At 33.4% G+C, this 23,583-nt stretch carries 25 protein-coding genes and 1 pseudogene; all 26 read right to left on the reverse strand.

Annotation, left to right across the window (positions count from 1 at the left end; translation table 11 throughout):
• Positions 1 to 705, reverse strand: coding sequence for a class I SAM-dependent methyltransferase (locus WC644_01440; protein ID MFA5010591.1), 705 nt, complete (start codon positions 703 to 705; stop codon positions 1 to 3).
• A 14-nt stretch (positions 706 to 719) separates the two neighbouring features.
• Positions 720 to 1,832, reverse strand: a complete 1,113-nt coding sequence (locus WC644_01445) for a hypothetical protein (GenBank protein ID MFA5010592.1) — start codon at positions 1,830 to 1,832, stop codon at positions 720 to 722.
• Positions 1,825 to 3,087 carry a glycosyltransferase gene (locus WC644_01450; GenBank protein MFA5010593.1) on the reverse strand — a complete coding sequence of 421 codons (1,263 nt, stop codon included), beginning with the start codon at positions 3,085 to 3,087 and terminating at the stop codon, positions 1,825 to 1,827. The genes WC644_01445 and WC644_01450 overlap by 8 nt, the downstream gene beginning before the upstream one ends.
• A 371-nt stretch (positions 3,088 to 3,458) precedes the next feature.
• Entirely contained in the window at positions 3,459 to 5,045 is a 1,587-nt protein-coding gene (locus WC644_01455) for a hypothetical protein (protein ID MFA5010594.1), read from the reverse strand.
• Between the two features lie 6 nt (positions 5,046 to 5,051).
• Positions 5,052 to 5,672 carry a pseudaminic acid biosynthesis-associated methylase gene (locus WC644_01460; protein MFA5010595.1) on the reverse strand — a complete coding sequence of 207 codons (621 nt, stop codon included), beginning with the start codon at positions 5,670 to 5,672 and terminating at the stop codon, positions 5,052 to 5,054.
• On the reverse strand, positions 5,662 to 6,381 hold the full coding sequence (pseF, locus tag WC644_01465) for a pseudaminic acid cytidylyltransferase (GenBank protein ID MFA5010596.1): 720 nt from the start codon (positions 6,379 to 6,381) through the stop codon (positions 5,662 to 5,664). Before pseF ends, WC644_01460 begins: the two co-directional genes overlap by 11 nt.
• Positions 6,374 to 7,426 carry a pseudaminic acid synthase gene (pseI, locus tag WC644_01470; GenBank protein MFA5010597.1) on the reverse strand — a complete coding sequence of 351 codons (1,053 nt, stop codon included), beginning with the start codon at positions 7,424 to 7,426 and terminating at the stop codon, positions 6,374 to 6,376. Before pseI ends, pseF begins: the two co-directional genes overlap by 8 nt.
• Positions 7,414 to 8,349 carry a GNAT family N-acetyltransferase gene (locus tag WC644_01475; protein ID MFA5010598.1) on the reverse strand — a complete coding sequence of 312 codons (936 nt, stop codon included), beginning with the start codon at positions 8,347 to 8,349 and terminating at the stop codon, positions 7,414 to 7,416. The genes pseI and WC644_01475 overlap by 13 nt, the downstream gene beginning before the upstream one ends.
• Positions 8,350 to 8,460: 111 nt before the next feature.
• Positions 8,461 to 9,612, reverse strand: coding sequence for a UDP-4-amino-4,6-dideoxy-N-acetyl-beta-L-altrosamine transaminase (gene pseC / locus WC644_01480; GenBank protein ID MFA5010599.1), 1,152 nt, complete (start codon positions 9,610 to 9,612; stop codon positions 8,461 to 8,463).
• A 219-nt stretch (positions 9,613 to 9,831) separates the two neighbouring features.
• Positions 9,832 to 12,039, reverse strand: coding sequence for a polysaccharide biosynthesis tyrosine autokinase (locus WC644_01485; GenBank protein MFA5010600.1), 2,208 nt, complete (start codon positions 12,037 to 12,039; stop codon positions 9,832 to 9,834).
• Positions 12,040 to 12,105: 66 nt separating this feature from the next.
• Positions 12,106 to 12,633 (reverse strand): SLBB domain-containing protein, encoded by a 528-nt coding sequence (locus tag WC644_01490; GenBank protein ID MFA5010601.1) that lies wholly within the window; start codon positions 12,631 to 12,633, stop codon positions 12,106 to 12,108.
• A gap of 105 nt (positions 12,634 to 12,738) precedes the next feature.
• On the reverse strand, positions 12,739 to 13,818 hold the full coding sequence (locus WC644_01495) for an NAD-dependent epimerase/dehydratase family protein (protein MFA5010602.1): 1,080 nt from the start codon (positions 13,816 to 13,818) through the stop codon (positions 12,739 to 12,741).
• Positions 13,819 to 13,834: 16 nt separating this feature from the next.
• Positions 13,835 to 14,755 (reverse strand): SDR family oxidoreductase, encoded by a 921-nt coding sequence (locus WC644_01500; protein MFA5010603.1) that lies wholly within the window; start codon positions 14,753 to 14,755, stop codon positions 13,835 to 13,837.
• A gap of 9 nt (positions 14,756 to 14,764) precedes the next feature.
• Positions 14,765 to 15,031, reverse strand: coding sequence for a hypothetical protein (locus tag WC644_01505; protein MFA5010604.1), 267 nt, complete (start codon positions 15,029 to 15,031; stop codon positions 14,765 to 14,767).
• Positions 15,028 to 15,396 (reverse strand): four helix bundle protein, encoded by a 369-nt coding sequence (locus tag WC644_01510; protein MFA5010605.1) that lies wholly within the window; start codon positions 15,394 to 15,396, stop codon positions 15,028 to 15,030. Before WC644_01510 ends, WC644_01505 begins: the two co-directional genes overlap by 4 nt.
• A gap of 232 nt (positions 15,397 to 15,628) precedes the next feature.
• Positions 15,629 to 17,086 (reverse strand): RNA-binding domain-containing protein, encoded by a 1,458-nt coding sequence (locus tag WC644_01515; GenBank protein ID MFA5010606.1) that lies wholly within the window; start codon positions 17,084 to 17,086, stop codon positions 15,629 to 15,631.
• Positions 17,087 to 17,402: 316 nt separating this feature from the next.
• Positions 17,403 to 18,326: an SDR family oxidoreductase gene (locus WC644_01520; protein ID MFA5010607.1), complete on the reverse strand. Its 924-nt coding sequence runs from the start codon at positions 18,324 to 18,326 to the stop codon at positions 17,403 to 17,405.
• A gap of 367 nt (positions 18,327 to 18,693) precedes the next feature.
• On the reverse strand, positions 18,694 to 18,966 hold the full coding sequence (locus WC644_01525) for a four helix bundle protein (protein ID MFA5010608.1): 273 nt from the start codon (positions 18,964 to 18,966) through the stop codon (positions 18,694 to 18,696).
• A 384-nt stretch (positions 18,967 to 19,350) separates the two neighbouring features.
• Positions 19,351 to 19,974 carry a nucleotidyl transferase AbiEii/AbiGii toxin family protein gene (locus tag WC644_01530; GenBank protein MFA5010609.1) on the reverse strand — a complete coding sequence of 208 codons (624 nt, stop codon included), beginning with the start codon at positions 19,972 to 19,974 and terminating at the stop codon, positions 19,351 to 19,353.
• The gene (locus WC644_01535) at positions 19,955 to 20,275 is read right to left on the reverse strand and encodes a hypothetical protein (protein ID MFA5010610.1); all 321 of its coding nucleotides are present in this window, start codon (positions 20,273 to 20,275) and stop codon (positions 19,955 to 19,957) included. Before WC644_01535 ends, WC644_01530 begins: the two co-directional genes overlap by 20 nt.
• 75 nt (positions 20,276 to 20,350) lie before the next feature.
• Positions 20,351 to 20,701: a type II toxin-antitoxin system PemK/MazF family toxin gene (locus WC644_01540; protein MFA5010611.1), complete on the reverse strand. Its 351-nt coding sequence runs from the start codon at positions 20,699 to 20,701 to the stop codon at positions 20,351 to 20,353.
• Entirely contained in the window at positions 20,688 to 20,900 is a 213-nt protein-coding gene (locus WC644_01545) for a hypothetical protein (protein ID MFA5010612.1), read from the reverse strand. Before WC644_01545 ends, WC644_01540 begins: the two co-directional genes overlap by 14 nt.
• 77 nt (positions 20,901 to 20,977) lie before the next feature.
• Positions 20,978 to 21,334 (reverse strand): annotated as a pseudogene (locus tag WC644_01550) (four helix bundle protein).
• Between the two features lie 523 nt (positions 21,335 to 21,857).
• Positions 21,858 to 22,409 carry an ORF6N domain-containing protein gene (locus tag WC644_01555; GenBank protein ID MFA5010613.1) on the reverse strand — a complete coding sequence of 184 codons (552 nt, stop codon included), beginning with the start codon at positions 22,407 to 22,409 and terminating at the stop codon, positions 21,858 to 21,860.
• 457 nt (positions 22,410 to 22,866) lie between these two features.
• Positions 22,867 to 23,352: a nucleotidyltransferase gene (locus WC644_01560; GenBank protein MFA5010614.1), complete on the reverse strand. Its 486-nt coding sequence runs from the start codon at positions 23,350 to 23,352 to the stop codon at positions 22,867 to 22,869.
• Positions 23,316 to 23,522, reverse strand: coding sequence for a hypothetical protein (locus WC644_01565; protein MFA5010615.1), 207 nt, complete (start codon positions 23,520 to 23,522; stop codon positions 23,316 to 23,318). Before WC644_01565 ends, WC644_01560 begins: the two co-directional genes overlap by 37 nt.
• Between the last annotated feature and the right edge of the window lie 61 nt (positions 23,523 to 23,583).

The following is a 23,583-nucleotide window of genomic DNA, read 5'->3' on the forward strand; positions in this document are numbered from 1 at the left end:
CTATTTATTAACAATAATTCTAAATAATAAATGATCATCTAATGATTTTATTAATTTATTTGATGGAATTAATAGTTTTTTAGGAGCAAAAGGATTCCATGAAATTGATGTTGGTATAAGAACAGGGAAAAGATTATATGGTTTAAATAACTTTTTAAGTTCTTTTTTCGTATAATATTTTACATGGGTATGATCATCGGTAATTGCACTTGGTAATTTCCCTATTATTACCCTTAATCGAGAAAGGAAAGAAAGTATATTTGGTATAGTCATCAAAATTAATCCACCGCTTTTAGTAACCCGAATAATTTCGTTTAAATAATTTTCTGGATTTTTCAAATGTTCGAGTACCATAAATGAAACGACAATGTCGAAATAGCTAGACTCAAAATTAAAAATTTCACATTCCACATCAGCTTTCTGGGTTTTATCACACAGTTTATTACATCGATTTAATGACTCTTGTGAAATGTCAATCGCTCCGCAATAGGAAGCACCATTATTTTTTACAAATTGAAGCCATCTGCCAGTTCCAGGCCCAATATCAAGATATTTCTTCCCAAAAACACCAACCTCTAGTAATTGTTGTTTAACTTTAAGATCTCGAATACTCAATTCATCATCATTAAACCTGTATGACAACTTTTCTTTTTCTAAAAATATTCGGTCAAATGCTTTTTCAGTGAATTCTTTTCTCTTATCCATTATATTCAAATGAGTTATTTTTCAATCTGATTAATAAACCAATCACAAAAACGCGACATTCCATCTTTGGAGATAGAATCTTTGTAGTAGTTTTGCCCATTATTTGCAATATTTATTCTCTGCTTTTCATCTTCAAGGAGATTAATGATTACTTCTTCTAAATTGCTAAAATCCCACTTAAATGGCTGGTAGGTTTTATTTTCAATAAATATTTCAGGCCAAGTTGAGAGATGCGAAATATCCGGTTTCAATAGTACCGATCCATTAATAAATGCCTCATAATCACGCACACCAATTTCTCCCCATCCAAAAGGACTTGGTATTATCTTGGAATCTGCCATTGCTTCACGTAATTTCTTTGTAGATAACATTTTACCTTGTATAATACCTACGAGTTTGTTTTTAATAATAATTTCATCTAATCTTTTAATTAATTCTTTTCGATGGAACCCTATCAATTCTCTTTCCAAATTTGTACTGGTCTTAAGAAATAAGTCTTTACTCTTACTCTGTAAGGGTAATGTATATTTTACATAATACCTACTCATTAGTTTACTTATCAAACTCGGTATTAATTTATTTTTAGAAAATGCCGAATACATATCCCCTAAACCAATATTCCATGAAATATTAACCTTGTCAAAGTACTTATCTTCTAAAGTGAAAAATTGATTAAATGGATTTGAGTCAATAATACTAAATTTATCGTGGTAAAACTGAGTAAATATTCTACCTCCATAAAAATTTTTTTTATATAGTGTCTTATCTTTAAATAATTGTTTTTTTAAATACAAATCAATAAATGGGAGTAACTCAAAATGGGTAACGCTAGTGCTGTCAGAAGTATCCATCCAAATAACTTTATTAGAATATTTTCTAGCCTTTATTAATAAATCCAAAGTTGGACTTGGTTCTTCGATAATTGCCATTTTTTCATTTAACATCTCTAAAACAGGTTTCGAAAAAAGGATTAGTATATCACATGTAAGGCATTTTTTAGTTGGCTTAAAAAAAAAGGACAAATTATATCCTCTACCGTATAGACTATTCTTGTTAAACTTAAGCGGTAATAAGGAATAATCAACAATTCTAGATTTATCAATCAGGAGATGTACTCTTTTATTCATTTCTATCATCTTTTTTTCTATTTAATCTCTTCTCTTCGAGGATATTCTCAAGCAACACTATTTCATAGTTAATTCTCTCGTCCCATGTCCAAATATTTTCATCTGCAAATCTCTTTATTTGTGAAGAATATTCTAATACTAATTGATAGTTTTCATATAAGTGAACAAGGATATCTACTAAACCGGTAACAATATTTTCTCTATTAATAATATTCACTTTATCATTCGGAATAAATTTCTCTGTAAATACATCGGTAAAATCAATATTATTTTTCCCAAGCATAATGATACAATTTCCCATATTCATACTTTCGAGAACAGTATTGCTAAGATTTCCTAATTTGTTTAAGGATATATACACATCAGCATCTTTGTAATATCTAAATATATTCTCATGTTCCACTGCCCCCATTAATTTGATATTATCCAAAAGATCTCCATTAATGATAGCTTTACGAATATCCTCTTCTAGATATCCTTTCCCTATTATTGTTGTATTAAAAACAATATTTCTTTCTTTTAAAAGAGTCAACGCATCAATGAGGTATAAAACGCCTTTGCTTTCTGCCAATGTTCCAACAAATAATAGAGATAATAAATTTCCCTTTTTCTTATTAATTTCTGATTGATACCTTTCAACTCCATTCAGTAATACAACTCTTTCTGTCTTTCTATGGAGTAATTTTTCTAAATAAAATTCAATCCCACTTCCATCTTGGGTACATACAGCTAAATTGTATTTAACTTTATATGCGAAATATTCTGCAAATCTAATAATTTTTGACTTTATGTTCGATGCAAGCTTTTTCTGATCTGGATACAATCCAAGTAATCTAATAACAACAAATTGACGTAAAAATATTTTAACAAATCCAGCCGTTTTAATGTTAGACCTATCGAAATAATATAGTCTTTTTCCTCTATCAAAGGTAAAATAAATACAATAAATAATGGTTATCAAATCATTAAGTATGTTTTTTATTTTTGCAAAATAAAAGATGTTTAAGTATGGGATAACGAAAATATTGTATTGATCTATCTTTAGGTGCATAAACCTATTACTAACAATCTTAGATTCTTTTTCCGTCTTGCATGAAATCAGCCATGTCAGTTTTTTAGTTTTAACTAATTGTTCCGCCAATTTGACAAATGTCGGAATACCTGTAGGATTCCACTCATTTTTTGCAAAAGATTCAAACAATCCAGAAAACATTCGAGTGACTAATATATAATGATTTTGATTATTTGGGGGCATAAAGCAATTGATTTATTATTAAATCTTTAGCTTTAAAATTATTCATATGGGGATATAATATACTTTAATTAAATATTATTTAGATTACTCTTAAAATTATAATTAAATACAAATTTCAAATGTGTTTTTCTCAAAACAGAACAGTTTATACAAGAATGTAAGACATTATAAAGTTTTATTAAAAATAATCTTTAACAACATTGATTTATTTTTCCAAAATTTCTACCAACTGATGAAATACTATTCTTATGTTTATATCCAATTGAATTGCCAAATACGGCCACTATTTTACTAATAGAATTTTATTAAAGGATATTATACTAAAACATATTTTGTCTTTTATGTAAATTTGAGTATACATTTAAAATTTATTAAGGCAGAAATAATTGTTGATCAATTTGCAGGTTTTTATTCCAATCAATATATTTAGGGTTGTTTATCATTTCCTGCAAAACATATTCATCATATTCCAAAAATCCATTTTTATCAAGCCACGAAGGTATAATATTACACCTCTCATAAAGAGCTTCGTGTATTTCTTCCCATACATCTTTTAAGAGATAATCAAAAAAGTATATGTTTTTATTAGTTGTTAATGAATACGTAAATGTAGTACTTGTTAAATTAGTAAAAAAAATAGAGTCTGCTTCATTATATACCGTTTCAAAAGGTTCAACCATCTCCTCATTTACAAAATTACTATAAAGATTCTCAGATTCAGACAGTCTATCAGGATGTCTCTTAATAATTATGGATTTACTGATTTTCCTCACAGATTTCATCACTCTTAGAACTAAATTTAACTGATATGGCCAAAACGCGTAAATATTATCGTGTCTGAGGTTAGTAAGAGGATATTCTAAAAACATTATTTTATAATTTTCATTTCTATAAGTTTTTATCCTATTTTTTTGGAGTAATATGCTGTAATAATCTTGCTTTGTATTAATAATATTTATTTTATTATTATTGTTTAATACTAAATCAAATAATTTAGTATATAATTTCTTCGATGTTTTATTTGGTGTCAAATATTGATCAACTAGACTAAGATCTATAAAAGCAAGAGACCTATTTCTATTTATCCCAAAATTATTTCCATGAATAGCCCCTACGATTGAAAATTCATTTAACTTTCCCGCAAAACAAAGTGCCCGACTAAAAGTTGTACCTAAAGAATCAACCATTAATAAGCCTTTTTTCTTATTTGTCAAATACTTTTCAAAACTTCTAACTAATAATAATATTCTTTGCAACATTTCAGTTGTAACTCCATCAAAATATGATAAATAACTCACATTTAAATCTAAATTATACTTGTATATGATCTTAGTTAATATATTTTGATATACATTACTAATTTTTTGTGTCAATTGAATATCCTCTTTTGAAAGTGATCTGTATTGAAAAAAGATCGGATAAGGAGAAAACATATGCAAATAATATTGATTACTCATGAAATCTTGAAATATTTTACGAGGATTTGAGCTTATAGAATATATAGGTCTCCTTTTATTATTCGATAATCTAAAATTTTTAAAATTATTATATTTTGATTTTGCTCCGTATTTTATATTTGAAATAAATGAAGGTGGATTAGGAACTAATTTATTACTATATTTTTCTAGTACTCCGTAATATTTATCATTACCTTGAATAAAATATTTGAAATCCCAATCTTTATCCAAAATTAATGGCTTTTGTTTATTATGATCTAGTTCCTTCGTTAGTAATAATGAATGGCAATACATTAATATTTCATAACTGATTTTGTATGTAGTATACAATAATAATTTTTCTTCAATTGCCAACATTTTGGTGCTTTTAGAATACTCATTTTGTATATCTTGAAACAATTTATAAAAGACCGTTTCATTTATGGGCCAACAAATATAATTATCAAGCCAATTATTAATTCCTATTTTCTTAATTGATTTTAAATCTAATGGATATTCCATTGCGAATTAAATCTCTTTCTTTAATAAAAACCAATTAAGATCATCTTGAGGGAAATTAGGGTCTAAATGATAGGAAAAACCATAATCTATAAGTTCTAAATTAGGATATAATTTAATTAATTCACCTGCAAAATCTCTTTTGAATAGTTTCCCTTTATGTCCACGATAATTTATTTCAACTGGAGTCGGATTATAATACTCAACTATCAAAATATACTTTTTAGACACGCTAAATAACTTGTTATAAACACTTTCTAGTTCATCTGGATTTATGTGTATTAAAACACCCTTAGAGAATACCAAATCATACCTTTTTTCTGATTCGAATGACAGTATAGATTCATTAAAAGTATAAATCCACGGCATTTTTTCTAATTCAATGCACGCTGATTTATTAATTTCAATTGCTGAGAAATTTCCAAATGGAATAAGTTGTTTTAAAGCTATTAAATTTAATCCAATATTTGCACCAAACTCAACTATTGAGTTAATTTTATTAGCTCTACTTAATATTTTAGAAAAAAGATTTATATTACCGGCAACTATTTGCAGATCATTATTTCTCTCTATATAGTTAGTGCCAAATTCACCTGCCCAAAATTTTTCTTGCTCCGTTTTATAATTCATCATTATATATTCCTTCAATTAATTTATACTTTAGTTTTGCAATTTTAAAATCTGCTTCACAATCGATGTCCTGAACTGATATTTCATCAATTATTAATGGAATTGATCCCCTACAAATTAAAATCTGATTTAATAAAAAACTTTTTGTTTTTATCCAATAGAATTGTCCTGCATCATGGAAAGTGGTTTCGAAATCCTGACTTCTTTTATTGATATTTTCAGGCCAAATAAATTCTAATATATTTTCTTCCGTAATTCTAAATGCTCTTTGGATTGGGTAGCTGAATTTCACTACTGGAATAACTCCTTCGGCATTTTTTTGAATCATTAAATCGTAAGTATCTTGTAATTTGACAGATGTAACAAAAGGTGCTGTTGGATAAACACAGCATAAATAATCAAATTCTTTTCCATCTTTTTTATATTCTTCCAAAACTTCTAAAAGAACATCTGCCGTTGTTGCAAAATCATTTGAATTAAATTTTGACCTCATAAAAGGTACACTAGCCCCGTATTTTCTTGCAATTTCCGCAATCTCTTCATCATCAGTTGAAACCATTACCTCGTCAAATAATTCCGATTTAATAGCAGCTTCAATACTGTATGCAATTATTGGTTTACCTAGAAAATCGTTTATATTTTTTCTTGGAATTCTTTTACTTCCACCGCGTGCAGGTATAATTGCAATATTTCTTCTTTCTTTACTCAATCATCCCCCATTCCAGTGGTGTTCCTCTTTCATAGTCATTCCTGAATTTCTTACCTAATATTTCTTTATAGTGTTTAGGATGAAGCCCATAGCCAGGCCTGATTGATCTGACATTATCTTCTTTGATTTTTTCTCCGGCTTTTACATCCGTCACAATAAATAGCGATCTCGAAAACATTTTACTTTTCTCAGCTTTTGGGGTCAAATCATAACTAACTTTCCCTAATGCTTTTTCCACAGTCCGTATTCCTTCAACAATTTGTTTAAATTCAGCTGGTTCCATTGAAAAAGCTGAATCCGGTCCACCAAGTTTTCTATCGAGTATAAAATGTTTTTCTATGATTTTTGCCCCTAATGCAACAGCTGCTATTGAAACTGCACTCCCCATTGTATGGTCTGAAAGTCCCGGTACAACATTAAACGTATCCCGTAAATGAGGTATTGTTAGTAAATTTGCTTCTTCAACAGGAGCGGGATAAGAGGAAGTACATTTAAGCAATGCTATTTCATTGTTTCCCATTCTTCTGCATGCATTAACCGCCTCTTCAATATCTGCTAACGTAGCAATTCCTGTTGAAATTATCATAGGTTTTCCTTTAGATGCGGTATATTCAATTAAAGGTATATCTGTTATCTCAAAAGACGCGATTTTATATGCAGGAACATTCATTTTTTCCAAAAAATCAACCGCGGTCTTATCAAATGGGGAAGAAAAACAAATTAAACCAATCTCTTCAGCATACTTCTTAAGCTTTGGCTGCCATTCCCATGGTGTGTATGCTTGTTGGTATAATTTGTATAGCGTTGTTCCGTCCCAAATTGTTCCTTGCTTTATTTTAAAATATTCCTTATCAGAATTCAAAGTAATCGTATCCGCTGTATATGTTTGCAGCTTAATTGCATCTGCACCTGCTTCCTTTGCAGCTTTTATGCTTTGAATTGCTATTTCAAGTTTCTGATTATGGTTAGCCGAAAGCTCTGCAATAATAAAAGCCTGATTGCTATTTTCTATTTCTTTGTTAATTATTTTCATTAAATATTTAATTGATATTTGGCTATATCTTTATCGATTTTAATATATTCGTAACCTAATTTTTCAAAAATTTTTACTGAGGCTTCATTAACATGAAATACGATTCCATAGACACATTTTATGTCATTTTTGCTTTCCATCAAATACTTTACTCCAAGTTGTAAGATTAATGTGCCATATCCTTTTCCAAATTCTTTTGGCTCAATTAAATAATTTATTTTAGCTTTGCCTTCATCTTCAAAATCAAATCTTATGGAACCAATTGCGTTTTCATTCTTTTGTAAAATCAAGTAAAGACAATCATTGGAATTTATTTTATCCAGATACCAGCTCTTATGTTTTTCATATTCAATTTTTTCTTTATTTAGTGAATATTCCCTTATCTTTGGATCATTTGCCCACAAATATGTAACATCAGTATCATACTGTGTTGCTTTTCTTATGAATCCTTTTGATGTAAACTTAGAATGGATTATAACATCTTTAAATTCTTCATTATAAAGAATATGACTTTTTAAAATTGCTTCTTTTTTAAATTTACATTCTTCTAAAGCCTCGTATAGTTTAGGTCTTAAATCAAACGCATAAGTATATAATTTGTGAAGCTCAAGATCTTCAAATGCAGCCAACTCTATTAAATCTAAAAATTTTAACCAGTGAATTTTAAAATGATCTTTTTCAAGCGATGTATCCATTATGAACGAAATCTCCGCATTCTTATCCTTCCAGTTAATATGAACAAGCCCGCCATATCCAATACATTTTTCACCTTCTAAATAAGAAAATAAAATCTGGTCAGGCTGTTCTTGTTTAAATAATTTTGCAACAACATTTTCAAAGTAAAAATCCTGCTCTTCTTTTGTTAATGGCTTTTCCTGCCTTAAATGATAAATCTGCTCATTGCGCCATTGCATTATCAGATACCTGTCTTGCATTCGTATCGGCACAATTGAATGATCTTTGTTTGTGTATATTTGTTTGCTTAATGCTTTATACCCTGTCACAAAAACCTATGCCTTTAAATTAATAAGTAATAGTTGATTTTATTATGAATAGAACTCTAATATTTTCGTTATTACATAGTTTTGTTGTTCATCTGTCAATGTAGGATACATTGGAATGCTGATGCAATTTCTATAATAATTCTCTGCATGCGGCATATCTCCGGGTTTCCATCCTAATTCTCTGTAATAAGGCATTAAATGAACAGGTATGTAATGTATCTGAGCAAAAATATTATTGTCTCTTAAATGCATATGAAGTTCTTTTCTTTTTTCTACTTCGATAACATACAGATGATAAGCGTGTCCTTCAATAATACAGCTCTGTCCTTTGATAAATGATAAACCCTTAAATGTATTGTAATATTTTTCTGCTATTTCTCTCCGTCTTTGTGTTCCTTCCTTTGCCCTTGTTAACTGGCTTATCCCCAATGCTGCTTGTATGTCTGTTAATCTGTAATTGTAACCTAATTCTTGCATTTCATAGTACCAGTCTGAATCATCATATAGTCTTTTGCTGTAATCCTGTTGTATTCCATGCGTTCTTAAATTAAGCAGCCTCTTATACAATTTTTCATTATTTGTGGTTACCATTCCACCTTCTCCGCAAGCAATATGCTTAACAGGATGAAATGAAAATATAGCTAAATCTGCAAAATTTCCGTTTCCGCAATTCTGTTTGTTTCCTTTGCTGTCAGTAAAATATCCGCCCGGTGCGTGACATGCATCTTCTAAAATCCATAAATTAAACTCGTCTCCCAGCTCTTTAAATTTCTCTAAATTAACAGCTCTTCCGGAAAAATCTACAGGAAGAATTCCTTTATATGTTCCCTTTGGTGATGCTTCTAATAACATTTTCACTTTTTCAATATCTAATAGATATGTTTCCGGGTCAATATCAGCAAAAATAACATCTCCACCACTATACCTCACGCAATTGGCTGATGCTGCAAATGTAATAGGTGTTGTAATCACTTTATCACCCGGCTTTACATCCAATGCCATTGAACACAAATGCAAAGCAGCCGTTCCATTTGAAACTGCTGCCGCATATTTCACTCCAATATAATTTGCAAACGCTGACTCGAACTCTTTTATCTTTGGTCCCTGTGTTAACCAGTCAGACTTTAACACCTCAACAACAGCGTTAATGTCTTCATCTGTTATATTTTGTCTTCCGTATGGTATGTGCTTCATACTGTTTTTTTCTTTAAATTCTTTTCATCCTTGTTCACAGATCACTGTTTACCGTTCTTAGTTCCTGCTCTTTCCCAACAGCCAAAAGTTGAACTTTCTCACTTTCCGCGTTCTTTGTCGAAGATCCGTCATCTTATTGGGAGGACGTCCGCCGTGGCGGATCATTTTCTCATTGCTCTTCATAACTTCTTAACTTCCTAATTGCTCCTCCTCCCTTCCTCACTTTTCCACTTTCTTACTGCCCTTCCCCTTCTCCCCGCTTCCACTGTATGAATAATAGTAATAATAATTATTATAATAATAATATCCGTACGCCTTTTTGAAAGAGAAATCATTCAAAACACATCCAAGCAGCTTATGGGAATTAATACTCTTTAATTTATTATATGTCTTGTAAAAAGCATCTTTGTTTGTTTTACCTGCCCGTGCAACCAGTATTGTGCCGTCTGTAATATTGAATAGTATCTCCGCATCTGTTACTGACATAAAAGGCGGAGAGTCAAGCATTACGACATCATATTGCATTTCGAGTTCCTTAAGCAATTTGTACATTTGCTCGGAGCCAAGTATTTCCGAGGGGTTCGGCGGAAGCGTCCCGCATGATATATAACTTAAATTCTTTGTTTCTGTTGTTCTTATTACATCTTTTAAATCAAAATCACTGAAAAATATGTCGCATAAACCGGGATATCTTTCCTGCTTAAATAATGTGTGAAGTTTGGGTTTACGAAAGTCACAGTCTATTATTAATGTTTTCTTGTCAGATAATGCAAATGTCATAGCAAGGTTACCGGAAACAGATGTTTTTCCCTCTCCCGGAACAGAGCTTGTTATCAACAGTGATTTGAATGATTCGTCTTTTGTTCGGGAATATTGTATTCTGGTTCTTAATGCTTTAAATGCTTCTGCAGCAGTGTTGTTCTTTGAATCCTGAATAAGTATTCGCTGTTCGCCGCTCCCATCCTTGAGTCCTTCCATTGACGGTATCCATGACAGCATGCTTACTCCCTGTTTTTCAAGCTGTTCAGGGTCTTTTATTGTACGGTCGAGAAAATCCCTTCCAAAAGCAAACCCAACCCCAATCGCTAATCCTATTGATATACCCATTAAAATTATTTTCATTCGATCCGGTCCAACAGGTCCGAAATTTTCTATGCCCGGGTCAAGTATGAATGCATTTCCTATTCTTGCGCGTTCGTTAATTGATGCCTCCTGAAATTTTTCTTCAAGAATTAAATATAGCTTTTCGAGAGATTTTTGATTTCGTTCAAGTTTTGCATATTCAATAGTTTTTTCGGGAAGCTGATTAAATTCGTTTTCATATTTAGACAATATTCTCGAAATTATTTTGTTCTTTTCGTTTAAGGAGGTTAATGTTAATTTTGATTCAAGTATCTTATCTGTTAGTGTTATCTTATCCTGCGGGGTTTTGGAAAGTATGCCGTCTTTTACAAAAACAACCTTTTCATCATAGCTTTTTTTTAACGGTGCAATTCTTTCATTGTACAATTTTTTAACTCTTTGCTTTGATTCTTCATCTTTTAATGTCGAAAGTTCTACATCCCTGTTTACTTCCAGCTCGGCAATCTTTTTTGTAAGACCCTCAACATACGATGTATTAAACTGGTTATCAATATACTTTGTAAATTCCGGGTCAATCTTCTTAAGTTCCTCATTTAAAATCCCCAATGAACTATTTACTGCCCTTGTTTCGATTTCGGTATTGCTCTTCGCGGCATCATAAGTAGAAATATTATTAATTATTAGACCTGCCTGTGTAGTTACAGAAATTAAACCTGTCTGTTTTTGAAAATCCTGAAGAGTAGCTTCAGCTATATTCAATTCGGAATATTTCTTCTCTTTTTCGTTTGCAAGGTAATTTTTGACAGCCGTTACATCAAGCCTTCCAATTATTTTTGTGTACTCCTCAAAAACACTTGAATATGTTGTTGTTATTAATTTTGCCTCTTCAAAATTTGGATTTTCAGAAGAAATTAATAATAAATTTACTTTTTTATTTGGCTGCTCAAATTTTACCAAACCGCTTAACATTCTTCTTATTTCATTCTGTGTTGCTGCTTTTCTGGTGCCGTCTTCCAAAGTTATGATTAATCTAGTAAACTCCTTTTTGCTTTCGAAATTTTTTATAGAATCAGAAAGCGCGTTTGCCACAAGATCACGAATATAGTAACTTTTCATAAGCTCAATCTGGTTCAGAATAAAAGTCTCTGTTTGATAGCTACTCATTTCACCACCCAATAAGTCTTCGGTTAGTATATTTCCTTTGGGATTGTCAATTTTCAACATAGCCGTTGATCGATATTGGTCTTTAAGGCTCATAGCATAAAAAATGGATACTACCGCTGAAATAATTAGTATTACTGATATAGGAATAATGTTTAGCAGTACTAAGTTTAAATAGTCCATAAACCCTTTTCCTTGAATCTCTTCCTGTAATTCTAAATTGTTTATATTATTTATATTTTGGTCCATCTATTTTGTATAATTTAAGATTGATACAATCAAAGTACCGATTGATACCAGTGGTGTAATTACTACAAGAACATCTTTTACTGTTTCCCAAGTCGTCATTTCGGGTTTTAGCGGTACTGCTATTACATCCCCGGGCTGGAGTACCGGGTTAATCTTGTCAACAACTGATACTGCATCATCTTTATACAAATCTGCATACTTTAGCAATATTACTTTGTTATCTTTTAATTTCCCTGTCTTTTCGCTTGGTCTTATAAACTTAATATTATCTCCAATCCTGTCATTAATAAGACCGCCTGTTAAACTCATTATATCCAGAAAAGTAGTACCATCCGGCACCAAATATTTCCCCGGACTTTTCACTCCACCAAGTACAATGACTTCAATATTTACTTTGTCGGGGTCTGAATAATTGAAATAATTCTGCCCGATCTTTTTAGTTTCAAACTCCCCTACGCGAGTGTCGTTCTGAGCAAATATAATCCCTGAAAACAACATCAATATTGCTATAATTTTAATTCTTTTCACTATTTTTATCTTATTTGTTCTTTAAATTTGTAAAATAAGTTTTTGTAAAATAAAGTTATACTGAATTATAACTTTATTAAAAATATAAAATCACTAAAGACCTTATCACCGTTCAACACTGTAATAACCTTTGTACCAGCTAATAAATTTACTAATACCTTCTTCCAATGAAATTCTTGGCTTAAATCCAATCTCTTTTTCTAAGTCAATAACGTCTGCATTTGTCTGCAATACATCTCCCGCTTGTAATGGCAAGTATTTCTTTTTAGCTTTTTTCCTCATGCTGTGCTCTAAAACCTTAATAAAATACTTTAATTCAACAGGCTGAGAGTTCCCAATATTGTAAATTTTATAAGGTGCAATTGAATTTGAAGGATAAATTTTTTCTGTTTTCTTTTTCCGCTTTGGTATTCTTGTCATAACTTTTATCACCCCTTCAATTATATCATCAATGTACGTAAAATCTCTTTTCATTTTTCCGTAGTTATAGACCTCAATTTCTTCTTCGTTAACAATAGCTTTTGCAAATTTAAAAATCGCCATATCCGGTCTTCCCCATGGTCCGTAAACTGTAAAAAACCTTAATCCGGTCGTTGGTAAATTGTACAAATAACTGTATGTATGTGCCATTAACTCATTTGCCTTTTTGGTTGCTGCGTACAAGCTTATCGGATGATCTGCGTTATCTCTCGTCGAAAGAGGCATTTTTGTATTGAGCCCATAAACACTTGATGTGCTCGCATACACAAGATGTTCAATACCATTATGCCTGCAGGCTTCCAGAATGTTTGCAAAACCAACTAAATTACTCTGTACATAAACATCAGGATTCGTTATTGAATACCTTACCCCAGGTTGTGCAGCAAGATTTACTACATAATTAAATTCTTCATTCTCAAATAACTTAAATAAAGCCTTTTTGCCTGATATATCTATCTTTGTAAATCTGTAATTATCGTATTTATTACTTTTTATTATCCTGTTCTCTGTAATATTCTTCTTTTCAATCCCTTTTTCTAAAAGCCTTGCGTATTTTAAATTAACATCGTAATAATCATTTATATTATCAAGTCCAACAACATTGTACTCTTCATTGACAAGCCTCTCTACTAAATGATAACCTATAAACCCCGCTGCACCCGTAACCAGGACTTTGTCTCTATATTTCTTTCTGCTTTCCGCCATTCTGTCTCTTTTCTTATCAGCCTTGAGCTACAAGCTTTCTAAGTCCCTGATCAAAACTAACACACGGTTCCCAGCCAAAGGTTTTACTGATTAAAGAAATGTTCGCGAAGGAATGCTCTATGTCGCCTTTTCTTCTTTCAACATATAAGGGTTTTACATTTTTTCCAAGTAAAGTGTTTATTTGTTCAACAAGATAGTTCAGCTCTATCTGGTCGTGACAGGCGGCGTTCATTAAGAGTCCCGGCTCGCATTCTTTTGTGGCTGCAAGAAGATTTGCTTCGACGACGTTTGCAACATACGTAAAATCTCTTGTCTGCTTGCCGTCTCCGTAGATAGCCGGTCTTTCGTCATTGGAAATCATTTTTATGAACTTCGGGATTACTGCGGAATACTGGGAATTCGGGTCCTGCCTTGGTCCGAATACGTTGAAGTATCTAAGTGCAACGGTATGAAGTCCGTACACCTTCGCAAATACTCTGCAGTATTTCTCTCCTGCAAGTTTGCTGACAGCATAAGGCGATAACGGATTCGGCGTCATTCCTTCGTGTTTCGGCAGTTCGGGTGTATCGCCGTAAATTGACGATGACGACGCAAAAACAAACCTTTTCACTCCTGCTTCTTTTGAGGCATCAAGCATGTTCAGTGTTCCGCCGACATTCACTTCGTTTGAAGTAATCGGGTCATTTATTGAACGAGGAACAGACGGCAATGCTGCCTGATGAAGTACTACATCAATTCCCGCCACCGCCTGCTTAACGATATGGTAGCTTCTGATGTCCCCTTCAATAAGTTCGACATCCTTCCCGAATTCTTTCAAATTTTCCCTCTTACCCGTTGAAAAATTGTCAAGAACCCGGACTTTTTCGCCGCGTTTGAGTAATTCCTCTACGATGTTGCTGCCGATGAAGCCAGCGCCGCCGGTGACTAGGTAGTGCATTTTTATTCGTTAATAGTTAATTGTAAATTGTTTTGTAAACTGTGAACTGTGAACTGTGACGAAAGAACCGTAAACTGTAAACTGTGAACTGTGAGAACCGTAAACTGTGAACTGTGAACTGTAAGCTGTAAACTGTGAGAACCGTGAAAACAGTGAACTGTGAGCTGTAAGAGCTGTGAGCTGTGAACTGTGAGCTGTAAGAGCTGTAAACTGTGAGCTGTGAGCTGTAAGAGCTGTAAACTGTAAACTGTGAGCTGTGAGCTGTGAACTGTTCATTGTTTACTGATTACTGATTTCAAAAGACCGGAAAGCATCTTCCTGATATCATACAACTTTTCAAGAATTGTGTTCATTTGTTCTTCACCGATGTATTTCAGGTTCTTACAGATAAAAATCTGCGTTTCGAGCTCTGAACTGCTTCCCATTGCTATATACAAAAACTGAATGAACTCTTTATCATGATTTCTTCCTGCCCCTTCAGCGATATTTGAGGGTATTGATACTGCTGCCCTTCTTATCTGGTTTGTTATACCATAAATTTCCTCTTTCGGGAAACTTTTAGTAATTTCATATATTTCGGCTACTAAATCAATGCTTTTTTTCCAGACATCCAGATCTTTATGTGTTCTTATTTTTTCCATTCTTTATTCTTCCTATTACTTGTTACGGGTTACGTGTTACGGATTACGTGTTACGTGTTACATGTTACGGGTTACTTGTTACTTGTCACGTGTTACTTGTTACTTGTTACGCATTACGTGTCACGTGTCACTTGTTACGCATTACGTGTCACATGTCACTCGTCACGTGTTACGTGTTACGTGTCACGTGTTAAGTGTTACGCATTGCGTGTCACGCGTCACGGGTTACGCGTTACGGGTTACGGTTCTTATCAGCTATCAGATAATATCCTCCAGCTTTTTTACTACCTCGCCGCTCGATTAATTTTTTTGCTACAAAATATTTTATATATCTGTCTAGAGTATCAATTGGTATTTTTGTTTCTTCTGCTATACGTTTAATTTGTACTCCGGGATTTTCGTTTATAAGTTTAAGGGTTTGAATTTGGCGGTCATTTAATCCGTCATTTAATCCGTCATTTAATCCGTCATTTAATCCGTCATTTAATCCGTCATTTACTTGTTTGGTTTCAAAAAAACGCTTCCCTAATGGTACTCTTGTTATAAATATATCCTGTTCTAAAAACTCAATATCTTCGCTACCCGAGTATGCTTTAGAGTATTTGTAAACTTTTCTTATCCCTGTTCCCAATTCTTCTGAACGTCCCATTTGGGTAAAGAACTGCGCTATATGTGGGTTTTTAGGAAATGGTTCTAAATTGGAAAGATTTATTTGTCCATAACTGTGTGGTTTATTGGCATTTTTAACTTCCACTCTGTTGTGGTAAATTGTAAAAGTTGAGGGAAAAGCATTAGTGTATTCCCTGTGAATTAATAAATTAACAATCACTTCTCTGAAAATGGTATCTCTAAGTGAAATCCTCTGTGTCCCTTCAAGATAAAATCTGTCGGGTAAATGCTTTGCAATAAAGTTCATCATTTTATCATATGCTTCTATTAAATTACAGCGGATGTTTTCACGGTCATCATAACGCTCGATATCCCTTACTCGTAAAAGCACGTCTATTTTATAATGAGGTAAAACACTGTTTATTGTTTCGGGTTTCCCGAAAAGCAATAATGCTGACATTGTGAATCCTTCTAAACCCGTAGCCATATCTTTTCTAAAAAGTCCGGCAGTCCTGAAAAACTCATCATTGTTCAATTCGTTCCATGGATGCTCAGGTCGTTGGATTTTGATTATTTTCCTGACTCTGTCAACAATACCTTCAGCGAAATCAGAAGTGAAGAGAAAAGGGTATATAGTGTTTTCAGAATACAATGAATTTTTGTTTAAATATAAGTTCTTTATCTGTTCACTTGATGTAATTTCAAAGTCTCCATCCATTCCGCGGTCAAATATTTTGCTGTTACATTTATGTACCTGCGATGAGATAGGAACATATATATGTATCAATGTTTTATCTTTGTATTTTATAATTTCGGCATTCAAGAGAAATACAGGGGAAAGTTTTTGTGGATTATTGCTTAGGTTTACAATGTCTTTACATAACTTTTCTGTCTTTTCCGGGATTATTCCCTCTATTGTTTTGTCGTCTTTTATGCCTAATAAAATTGACCCCCCATTTCGATTAAGGAATGCACATACAGTTTCAAATAAATTTGACGGAAGGTCTTCTTTCGCTCTTTTAAATTCGACTGAGATGCCTTCTCCTTGTTTTATAATCCTATTTATTTTCCTAACATTCAAATAATCTTGATTGTATATATTGTGAGAGCCGTGACTGTAAGAGCCGTGAATCGTTTCACGTGTTACGTGTCACGTGTTTCTCGTCAATCGTCACGTGTCACGCGTCACGGGTTACGCTTCACGGGTTACGCGTCACGGGTTACGCGTCACGGGTTACGTGTCACTGTTCTTAAAGTCACGGGTTACGCGTCACGGGTTACGTGTCACGGGTTACGCGTCACGGGTTACGCGTCACTGTTCTTAAGGTCACGGGTTACGCGTCACGGGTTACGTGTCACGGGTTACGCGTCACGGGTTACGTGTCACGTGTTACGCGTTACGTGTTACGCATTACGAGCAAAGCTAACCCCTGATCAAAACTAACGCTCGGTCGCCAGCTAAACACCTTCTCAATAAGAGAAATGTTGGCGAAGGAATGCTCGATGTCGCCTTTTCTTCTTTCGACGTATTGTGGTTTTATATTCTTTCCGAGTAATGTGTTTATTTGTTCAACGAGATAGTTTAGCTCTATTTGGTCGTTACAGGCGGCGTTCATTACGAGTCCCGGCTCGCATTCTTTTGTTGCTGCAAGAAGATTTGCTTCGACAACGTTTGCGACATAAGTAAAATCTCTTGTCTGCTTGCCGTCTCCGTAAATAGTAGGTCTTTCGTCATTTGATATCATTTTTATGAACTTCGGAATTACTGCGGAATACTGGGAATTCGGGTCCTGCCTTGGTCCGAATACGTTGAAGTATCTTAGTGCAACGGTATGAAGTCCGTACACCTTTGCAAATACTCTGCAATATTTCTCTCCTGCAAGCTTGCTTACCGCATAAGGCGATAACGGATTCGGCGTCATTCCTTCGTGTTTCGGCAGTTCTGGTGTATCGCCGTATATTGACGATGACGACGCAAACACAAACCTTTTCACTCCTGCTTCTTTTGAGGCATCGAGCATGTTCAGTGTTCCGCCGACGTTCACTTCGTTTGAAGTTATAGGGTCGTTAATCGACCTCGGCACGGACGGCAATGCTGCCTGATGAAGCACAACATCAATTCCGGCTACTGCCTGCTTCACAATATGATAACTCCTTATATCCCCCTCAATCAGCTCTACATCCTTCCCGAATTCTTTCAGGTTTTCCCTTTTTCCCGTTGAGAAATTATCTAGAACGCGTACTTTTTCGCCGCGTTTCAGCAATTCCTCCACTATATTGCTGCCGATGAAGCCGGCGCCGCCGGTGACTAGGTAGTGCATTTTTATTCGTTAATAGTTAATTGTTTTGTGAACTGTGAACTGTAAGCTGTAAACAGTAAACGGAAGAACTGTAAAAACAGTGAATAGTAAACAGTGAGTTGTGAGCTGTGAAAGCTTAAAAAATTTAAAAATGAATGAGTTTGTGATTTTTGATTATTCACTATATATATTATTTGTTTCTTTAAAATTTGTTAAATATATTAATTTTATTTGATAGTTGATAGTTGATAGTTTTAAGAACTGTGAACTGTGAGCTGTTACCGCTTACTGCTTACAGCTTACGGCTTACGGCTTTTAAAAGACCAGAAAGCATTTTCCTGATATCATACAACTTTTCAAGTATTGTGTTCATTTGTTCTTCACCCATTTATTTCAGGTTCTTACAGATAAAAATCTGCGTTTCAAGTTCTGAACTGCTTCCCATCGCTATATACAAAAATTGTATGAACTCTTTATCATGATTTCTTCCTGCCCCTTCAGCGATATTAGATGGTATTGATACTGCTGACCTTCTTATCTGATTAGTTAGTCCGTATATTTCTTCTTTTGGAAAACTTTTAGTAATTTCATATATTTCTGATACTAAATCAATGCTCTTTTTCCAGACTTCCAGGTCTTTGTGTGTTTTTATGTTTTCCATGTTTTGCTATTTGCTTTGTTTTTATGCTCTTTTTGCTTCTATTTACTGTTCACTGTTCACTGCTCACGGTTCACTGTTTACTGCTTACTGTTTACTGTTCACTGTTCACTGTTTACTGCTCACGGTTCACTGTTTACTGTTTACTGTTTACTGCTCTTCACTGTTTACTGCTTACTGTTTACTGCTCACGGTTCACTGTTTACTGTTTACTGTTTACTGCTCTTCACTGTTTACTGCTCACGGTTCACTGTTTACTGCTCACTGTTTACTGTTTACTGTTTACTGCTCACGGTTCACTGTTTACTGCTCACGGTTCACTGTTTACTGCTCACTGTTCACTGTTTACTGCTCACGGTTCACTGTTTACTGCTCACGGTTCACTGTTTACGGTTTTTCAAAAATGTCGGTTGCTTTATCAATAAGGAAATCTTTTATTTCATGGTCGGGTACCGGCTGCTTTAAAAATTCGACGGGTTCACTGTAATCGATGTCGTCAAAATAGCAGATTTGCGCCCGATATAATTTCTCGGAAAAAAGCTGTCCATAAAGTTCATTAGCCCTTTCAGAAATTTGTTTTATAGAAAAATAATCTTTAAGAAAGAAATAGATGTCTATATAATCTTTCCACTTCGACCTTCTTCCCATAGCATAAGCTTTCATTGCGGCAAGGTCTAAAAGATTTGGCATTCGAAGGATATCTTTCAATTTTTCGGCTGCACTTATTTTAAAAGGGTATTGATAAAATGTAAATTTAACATTGTTTATATTCACGTTTAATTGTTCGGTTACTCTTCTGGTAACGGTATATTCACAACCAAAGCGTTCTATTTTCTCAATAACATTTTGATGATTGATCCTGCTGTGTTTGAAAAGGTCAAAATCTATTGACCTGCGGTGTCCGATGTGTAATGCAATAGCTGTACCTCCAACAAGGTAATATTCTCTTTTAAATTGTTTAACAAGCGGCAGAATTTCAACTTGATTTTGGCTAAACACCTGGGTGTGCATATCTTTTAATAAGCATTGAAAAATAATTATAGATTTCGGGGTAGTAGTTTAATTTTTTTCGCCCATGCAAGCCATGAAACACTTCAGATAACTTATCAAGTCCCATAATATTGATAAGATTTTTTATGTCTTTTAAGTCCCCGTAATTTAAAATCGTCTCCACAAGTAATTCGCTGCTTATTTCCTCTTTTTTATCTTCGGGCGTGTACCAGAAAAGCGAACTGTTGCTGCGTATGAATTCTTTAATTTCGGGTTTGTTCATTTTTAGCTGGTGGCTGGTAGTTGTTAGTTGATGGCTCAAAACTGTGAACAGTAAATAGTGAACTGTAAGTTGTAAATTGCCTACTTGAAATACCAATTATAAAATAGATAGCATCTAATAAATAGTGTCAATGTTTAAAACCTTTGCAAGCCCGTCTTTTATTTGCTCAAATACTTCTTTGTTTACTATTCCGATTTGCTTAACAAACCTCAGTTCTGATATTGAGCGAACCTGAAAGCAATCTGCTGATGAAATTTTATTAAGATGATTTACATTATCAGGCTCAACTTTGACCATCCAAGGTACAACACTATATTTCTCTTTCCAATCTGTGATCGGAACAATGATTTTTAAAGGTAAACGACCAAAAGCATTGTCATTTACTATAACTGCGGGTCTGGTTTTTCTTATCTCGGCGCCGATAGTAGGATCAAGATTTATGAGCCAAATCTCACCTTGCTTCATAGAAATTCTCAAAATCAATTTCGGTAAATGCTGTTAGTTCTTTGTTAGATTTGTACTCATTTATCATTTCAGAAACAGCTTTTGTGATTCTTTCTTTTACTTCTTTTTCTCTAATGAATTTCAAGGTTTTCTCTATTATCAGCATTTTATCTTCAAAAGGTAACTTACCGATTTGTTTTAATATTAATTTTGTTTCCATCTTGAAAAATAGTTAATAGTTAGAGCAGTTAATAGTTAATAGTTAATAGTTAATAGTTAATAGTTAATAGTTAATTGTCATTTGTTAAGAGATTTTTTTAGACCTATTATCATTTTGCGAATGTTATTCAGCTTGTCAAGAATAGTATTCATTTGATCTGTGTTGATATATTTTATATTATTGCTGATTATTAATTGGGTTTCTAATTCTGAAGTACTTCCAAGTGCAATGTTTAAAAACTGCAAAAACTCTTTCTCGTGCATTCATGTAGCACCTTCAGCGATATTTGAGGGTATTGATACTGCTGCTCTTCGCATCTGGCTTGTAATGCCGTATATTTCTTCTTTTGGGAAATTTCCTGTTAATTTGTAAATATCCGTAACAAAACCAATACTTTGCTTCCAGACTTCCAGGTCTTTATGTGTCTTTGTCATACTACTTTTTCCGTTTTCAGTTATCGGTTTCAGTTTTTTGTTTTTAGTTTATGAAAATCACATCCAGGTTATAATACAAAACTTTCCTTTTAATCTTTCTTATCCCTTCGGATTGAACTGTCAAGTATTCCTTGACAGTTGAACTTTGATCAAGTTCTCCTTCTCTGAAAACATTTTTTATATGAAGACTTACGTTTTGTTTTGTGGCTTCAAATAACTCCATTTTTCAAGATCAGGTGTAATACTCTTTTTATTTCCTCATTTATTTCCTCATTTATTTCCCCATTTATTTCCTCACCTATCCGCTCATTTATCCGCTCATTTATCCGCTTCTCAGGTTTGCCGGTAAGGTCGTCATTGTTGTAAATAGCATCACTTAAAGGGACTTTAGCTATAAAGACATCGTTTTCTTCAAAAATAATATGTTGATAGTTGTTAGTTGAAAGCTGATAGTTGTTAGTTGTTAGTTAATAGTTGTTAGTTAATAGTTGTTAGTTGATAGCTCTTATGCCGACAATTTTTACTATTTTTTCTTCTTTATCGTATGCCTGAATTTTAAGACAGCAAAATTTACTTCTATAAATGTTTCCGTGTCTGTAATTTTCATATCGTCTTCAAGTATTTCAGCTATTATTTTACCGCTCTTTTTTAGCAAGCTGTCCTTCTTAACCTCATCTTCTATTACTGATAAGTCTTTTATATTCCTTGATAATTCTCTTATCTTCGCGAAAGTTTCAATAATTGCTAATGTGGTTTTTGTAGCAGCTTTACTCTTTATTATTGTTGCTAGCATATAAAGACCTTTTTCCGAAAAGGCTTTTGGTAATACTCTCGTTTTCGAAAATTTTGCGGTGGAAAATTTCCCCCGCAAGAAAGCGAGTTCATCTTTTGTCAATTCAATTACATATCCGGCTGGAAATTTATCTTGATTATTTTTAACAGCCTTGTTAATGTCACGAGTTTCAACATTATAAATCGTTGCAACATCGCTGTCAAGAATTACTTTTTCATCTCTTATTTCGACGATAAGATTCTCGATTTTTTCTATACTAATAATCTCTAATTCATTCCCCATGTTCTAACTTACAAATTTTTTTGGTCTGGTGCTTATTGTTAGTTGTTTGTTGTTTGTTGTTTGTTGTTACTTGTTAGTTGTTAGCTCATAGCTCATAGCTCATAGCTCGTAGCTCGTAGCTGGTAGCTGGTGGCTGGTGGCTCGTAGCTGGTAGCTGGTGGCTCGTAGCTGGTAGCTCGTAGCGAATCAGCTGGTAATAACTTACAAATATTTTCTTTACTTGGCTGCCTGGAATTGATGCTGCCACCTACCACTTAGCAACTGCATGCCGAATCATATTTTTAATCTCTTCCCAGCTAACCAGTTTTGTTAATACCGGCATCTCATCGGTTTCTGCATCTTCAAAATAGGTTAAGCTTTTTATAGCCAGAAATGTTGAGCCATCAGCTATCAGCTATTCCCCACCTTCCGCGTTCTGTGTCGAAGATTCGCCGCGGAGAACGTCCGCCGTGGCGGATCACTTTCTCTTCAACTCCTCTACATCCGCTAAATCTTTATGTCTTCCTGATTTAATCTTATTTTTTATTAAATCAGTTTTAGAAATAACTTTAATAGTAACTTTATTAACTTTAATCTTTTTTAATGATTTATAAGATTCCTTAAAACTTAACTCTTCCAAAGCAGTTATGATGTCTATCCTAAATGGCTCTTTTCCAAAATATAATCCGTTCATCGGTTCATTAGATGTTAAATCTTCAATCTTTATTTTCTTTACGGGAATTCCAAACTCGCTCATTGATTTTAAAACTTTTTCTGCATTCCTTTTCGTATTATTTATCCATATATCAATGTCACCTGTAAATCTCGGATAACCATAAAAAGAGACAGCATATCCGCCTATCAGCATGTATTCAACTTTATTCTCGTTTAATAAAACAAAAAAATCAAGAAAATCTTTCGAGAACTCTATTTTATTACTCTTTGCTGTTTCCTTCTTCTGCATATACTTTTGTCCATCCTTTTGGCAATGCTTTTCTCCGTTTTGTTCATCTCCATAAATATATTTCTCAAAATTTCAGTAACTCCAAAATTATTGACGCTCCCGCTCTTTATTCCCCGGCTCCTAAAATCTTCTTTCTTCCTGACCAAAGTTACTTCTTCATTTTTATTCATCCTATTGTTCTTATTGTTATTCATCTTTAAATAGTTATTGCTGAAACCACGCTATAATCTC

This window comes from Ignavibacteria bacterium (genome assembly GCA_041649015.1).
GTDB lineage: Bacteria > Bacteroidota > Ignavibacteria > Tepidaquicellales > Tepidaquicellaceae > CAIKZJ01.

Excerpts from the sequence above, each read along its gene's own strand:
- WC644_01440 (MFA5010591.1), bottom strand. The coding sequence starts at position 705 with ATGGATAAGAGAAAAGAATTCACTGAAAAAGCATTTGACCGAATATTT.
- WC644_01445 (MFA5010592.1), bottom strand. The coding sequence starts at position 1,832 with ATGAATAAAAGAGTACATCTCCTGATTGATAAATCTAGAATTGTTGAT.
- WC644_01450 (MFA5010593.1), bottom strand. The coding sequence starts at position 3,087 with ATGCCCCCAAATAATCAAAATCATTATATATTAGTCACTCGAATGTTT.
- WC644_01455 (MFA5010594.1), bottom strand. The coding sequence starts at position 5,045 with ATGGAATATCCATTAGATTTAAAATCAATTAAGAAAATAGGAATTAAT.
- WC644_01460 (MFA5010595.1), bottom strand. The coding sequence starts at position 5,672 with ATGAATTATAAAACGGAGCAAGAAAAATTTTGGGCAGGTGAATTTGGC.
- WC644_01475 (MFA5010598.1), bottom strand. The coding sequence starts at position 8,349 with ATGCAAGACAGGTATCTGATAATGCAATGGCGCAATGAGCAGATTTAT.
- pseC (MFA5010599.1), bottom strand. The coding sequence starts at position 9,612 with ATGAAGCACATACCATACGGAAGACAAAATATAACAGATGAAGACATT.
- WC644_01485 (MFA5010600.1), bottom strand. The coding sequence starts at position 12,039 with ATGGACTATTTAAACTTAGTACTGCTAAACATTATTCCTATATCAGTA.
- WC644_01495 (MFA5010602.1), bottom strand. The coding sequence starts at position 13,818 with ATGGCGGAAAGCAGAAAGAAATATAGAGACAAAGTCCTGGTTACGGGT.
- WC644_01500 (MFA5010603.1), bottom strand. The coding sequence starts at position 14,755 with ATGCACTACCTAGTCACCGGCGGCGCTGGCTTCATCGGCAGCAACATC.
- WC644_01505 (MFA5010604.1), bottom strand. The coding sequence starts at position 15,031 with ATGAACAGTTCACAGCTCACAGCTCACAGTTTACAGTTTACAGCTCTT.
- WC644_01510 (MFA5010605.1), bottom strand. The coding sequence starts at position 15,396 with ATGGAAAAAATAAGAACACATAAAGATCTGGATGTCTGGAAAAAAAGC.
- WC644_01520 (MFA5010607.1), bottom strand. The coding sequence starts at position 18,326 with ATGCACTACCTAGTCACCGGCGGCGCCGGCTTCATCGGCAGCAATATA.
- WC644_01525 (MFA5010608.1), bottom strand. The coding sequence starts at position 18,966 with ATGGAAAACATAAAAACACACAAAGACCTGGAAGTCTGGAAAAAGAGC.
- WC644_01530 (MFA5010609.1), bottom strand. The coding sequence starts at position 19,974 with ATGCACACCCAGGTGTTTAGCCAAAATCAAGTTGAAATTCTGCCGCTT.
- WC644_01540 (MFA5010611.1), bottom strand. The coding sequence starts at position 20,701 with ATGAAGCAAGGTGAGATTTGGCTCATAAATCTTGATCCTACTATCGGC.
- WC644_01545 (MFA5010612.1), bottom strand. The coding sequence starts at position 20,900 with ATGGAAACAAAATTAATATTAAAACAAATCGGTAAGTTACCTTTTGAA.
- WC644_01555 (MFA5010613.1), bottom strand. The coding sequence starts at position 22,409 with ATGGGGAATGAATTAGAGATTATTAGTATAGAAAAAATCGAGAATCTT.
- WC644_01560 (MFA5010614.1), bottom strand. The coding sequence starts at position 23,352 with ATGCAGAAGAAGGAAACAGCAAAGAGTAATAAAATAGAGTTCTCGAAA.
- WC644_01565 (MFA5010615.1), bottom strand. The coding sequence starts at position 23,522 with ATGAATAAAAATGAAGAAGTAACTTTGGTCAGGAAGAAAGAAGATTTT.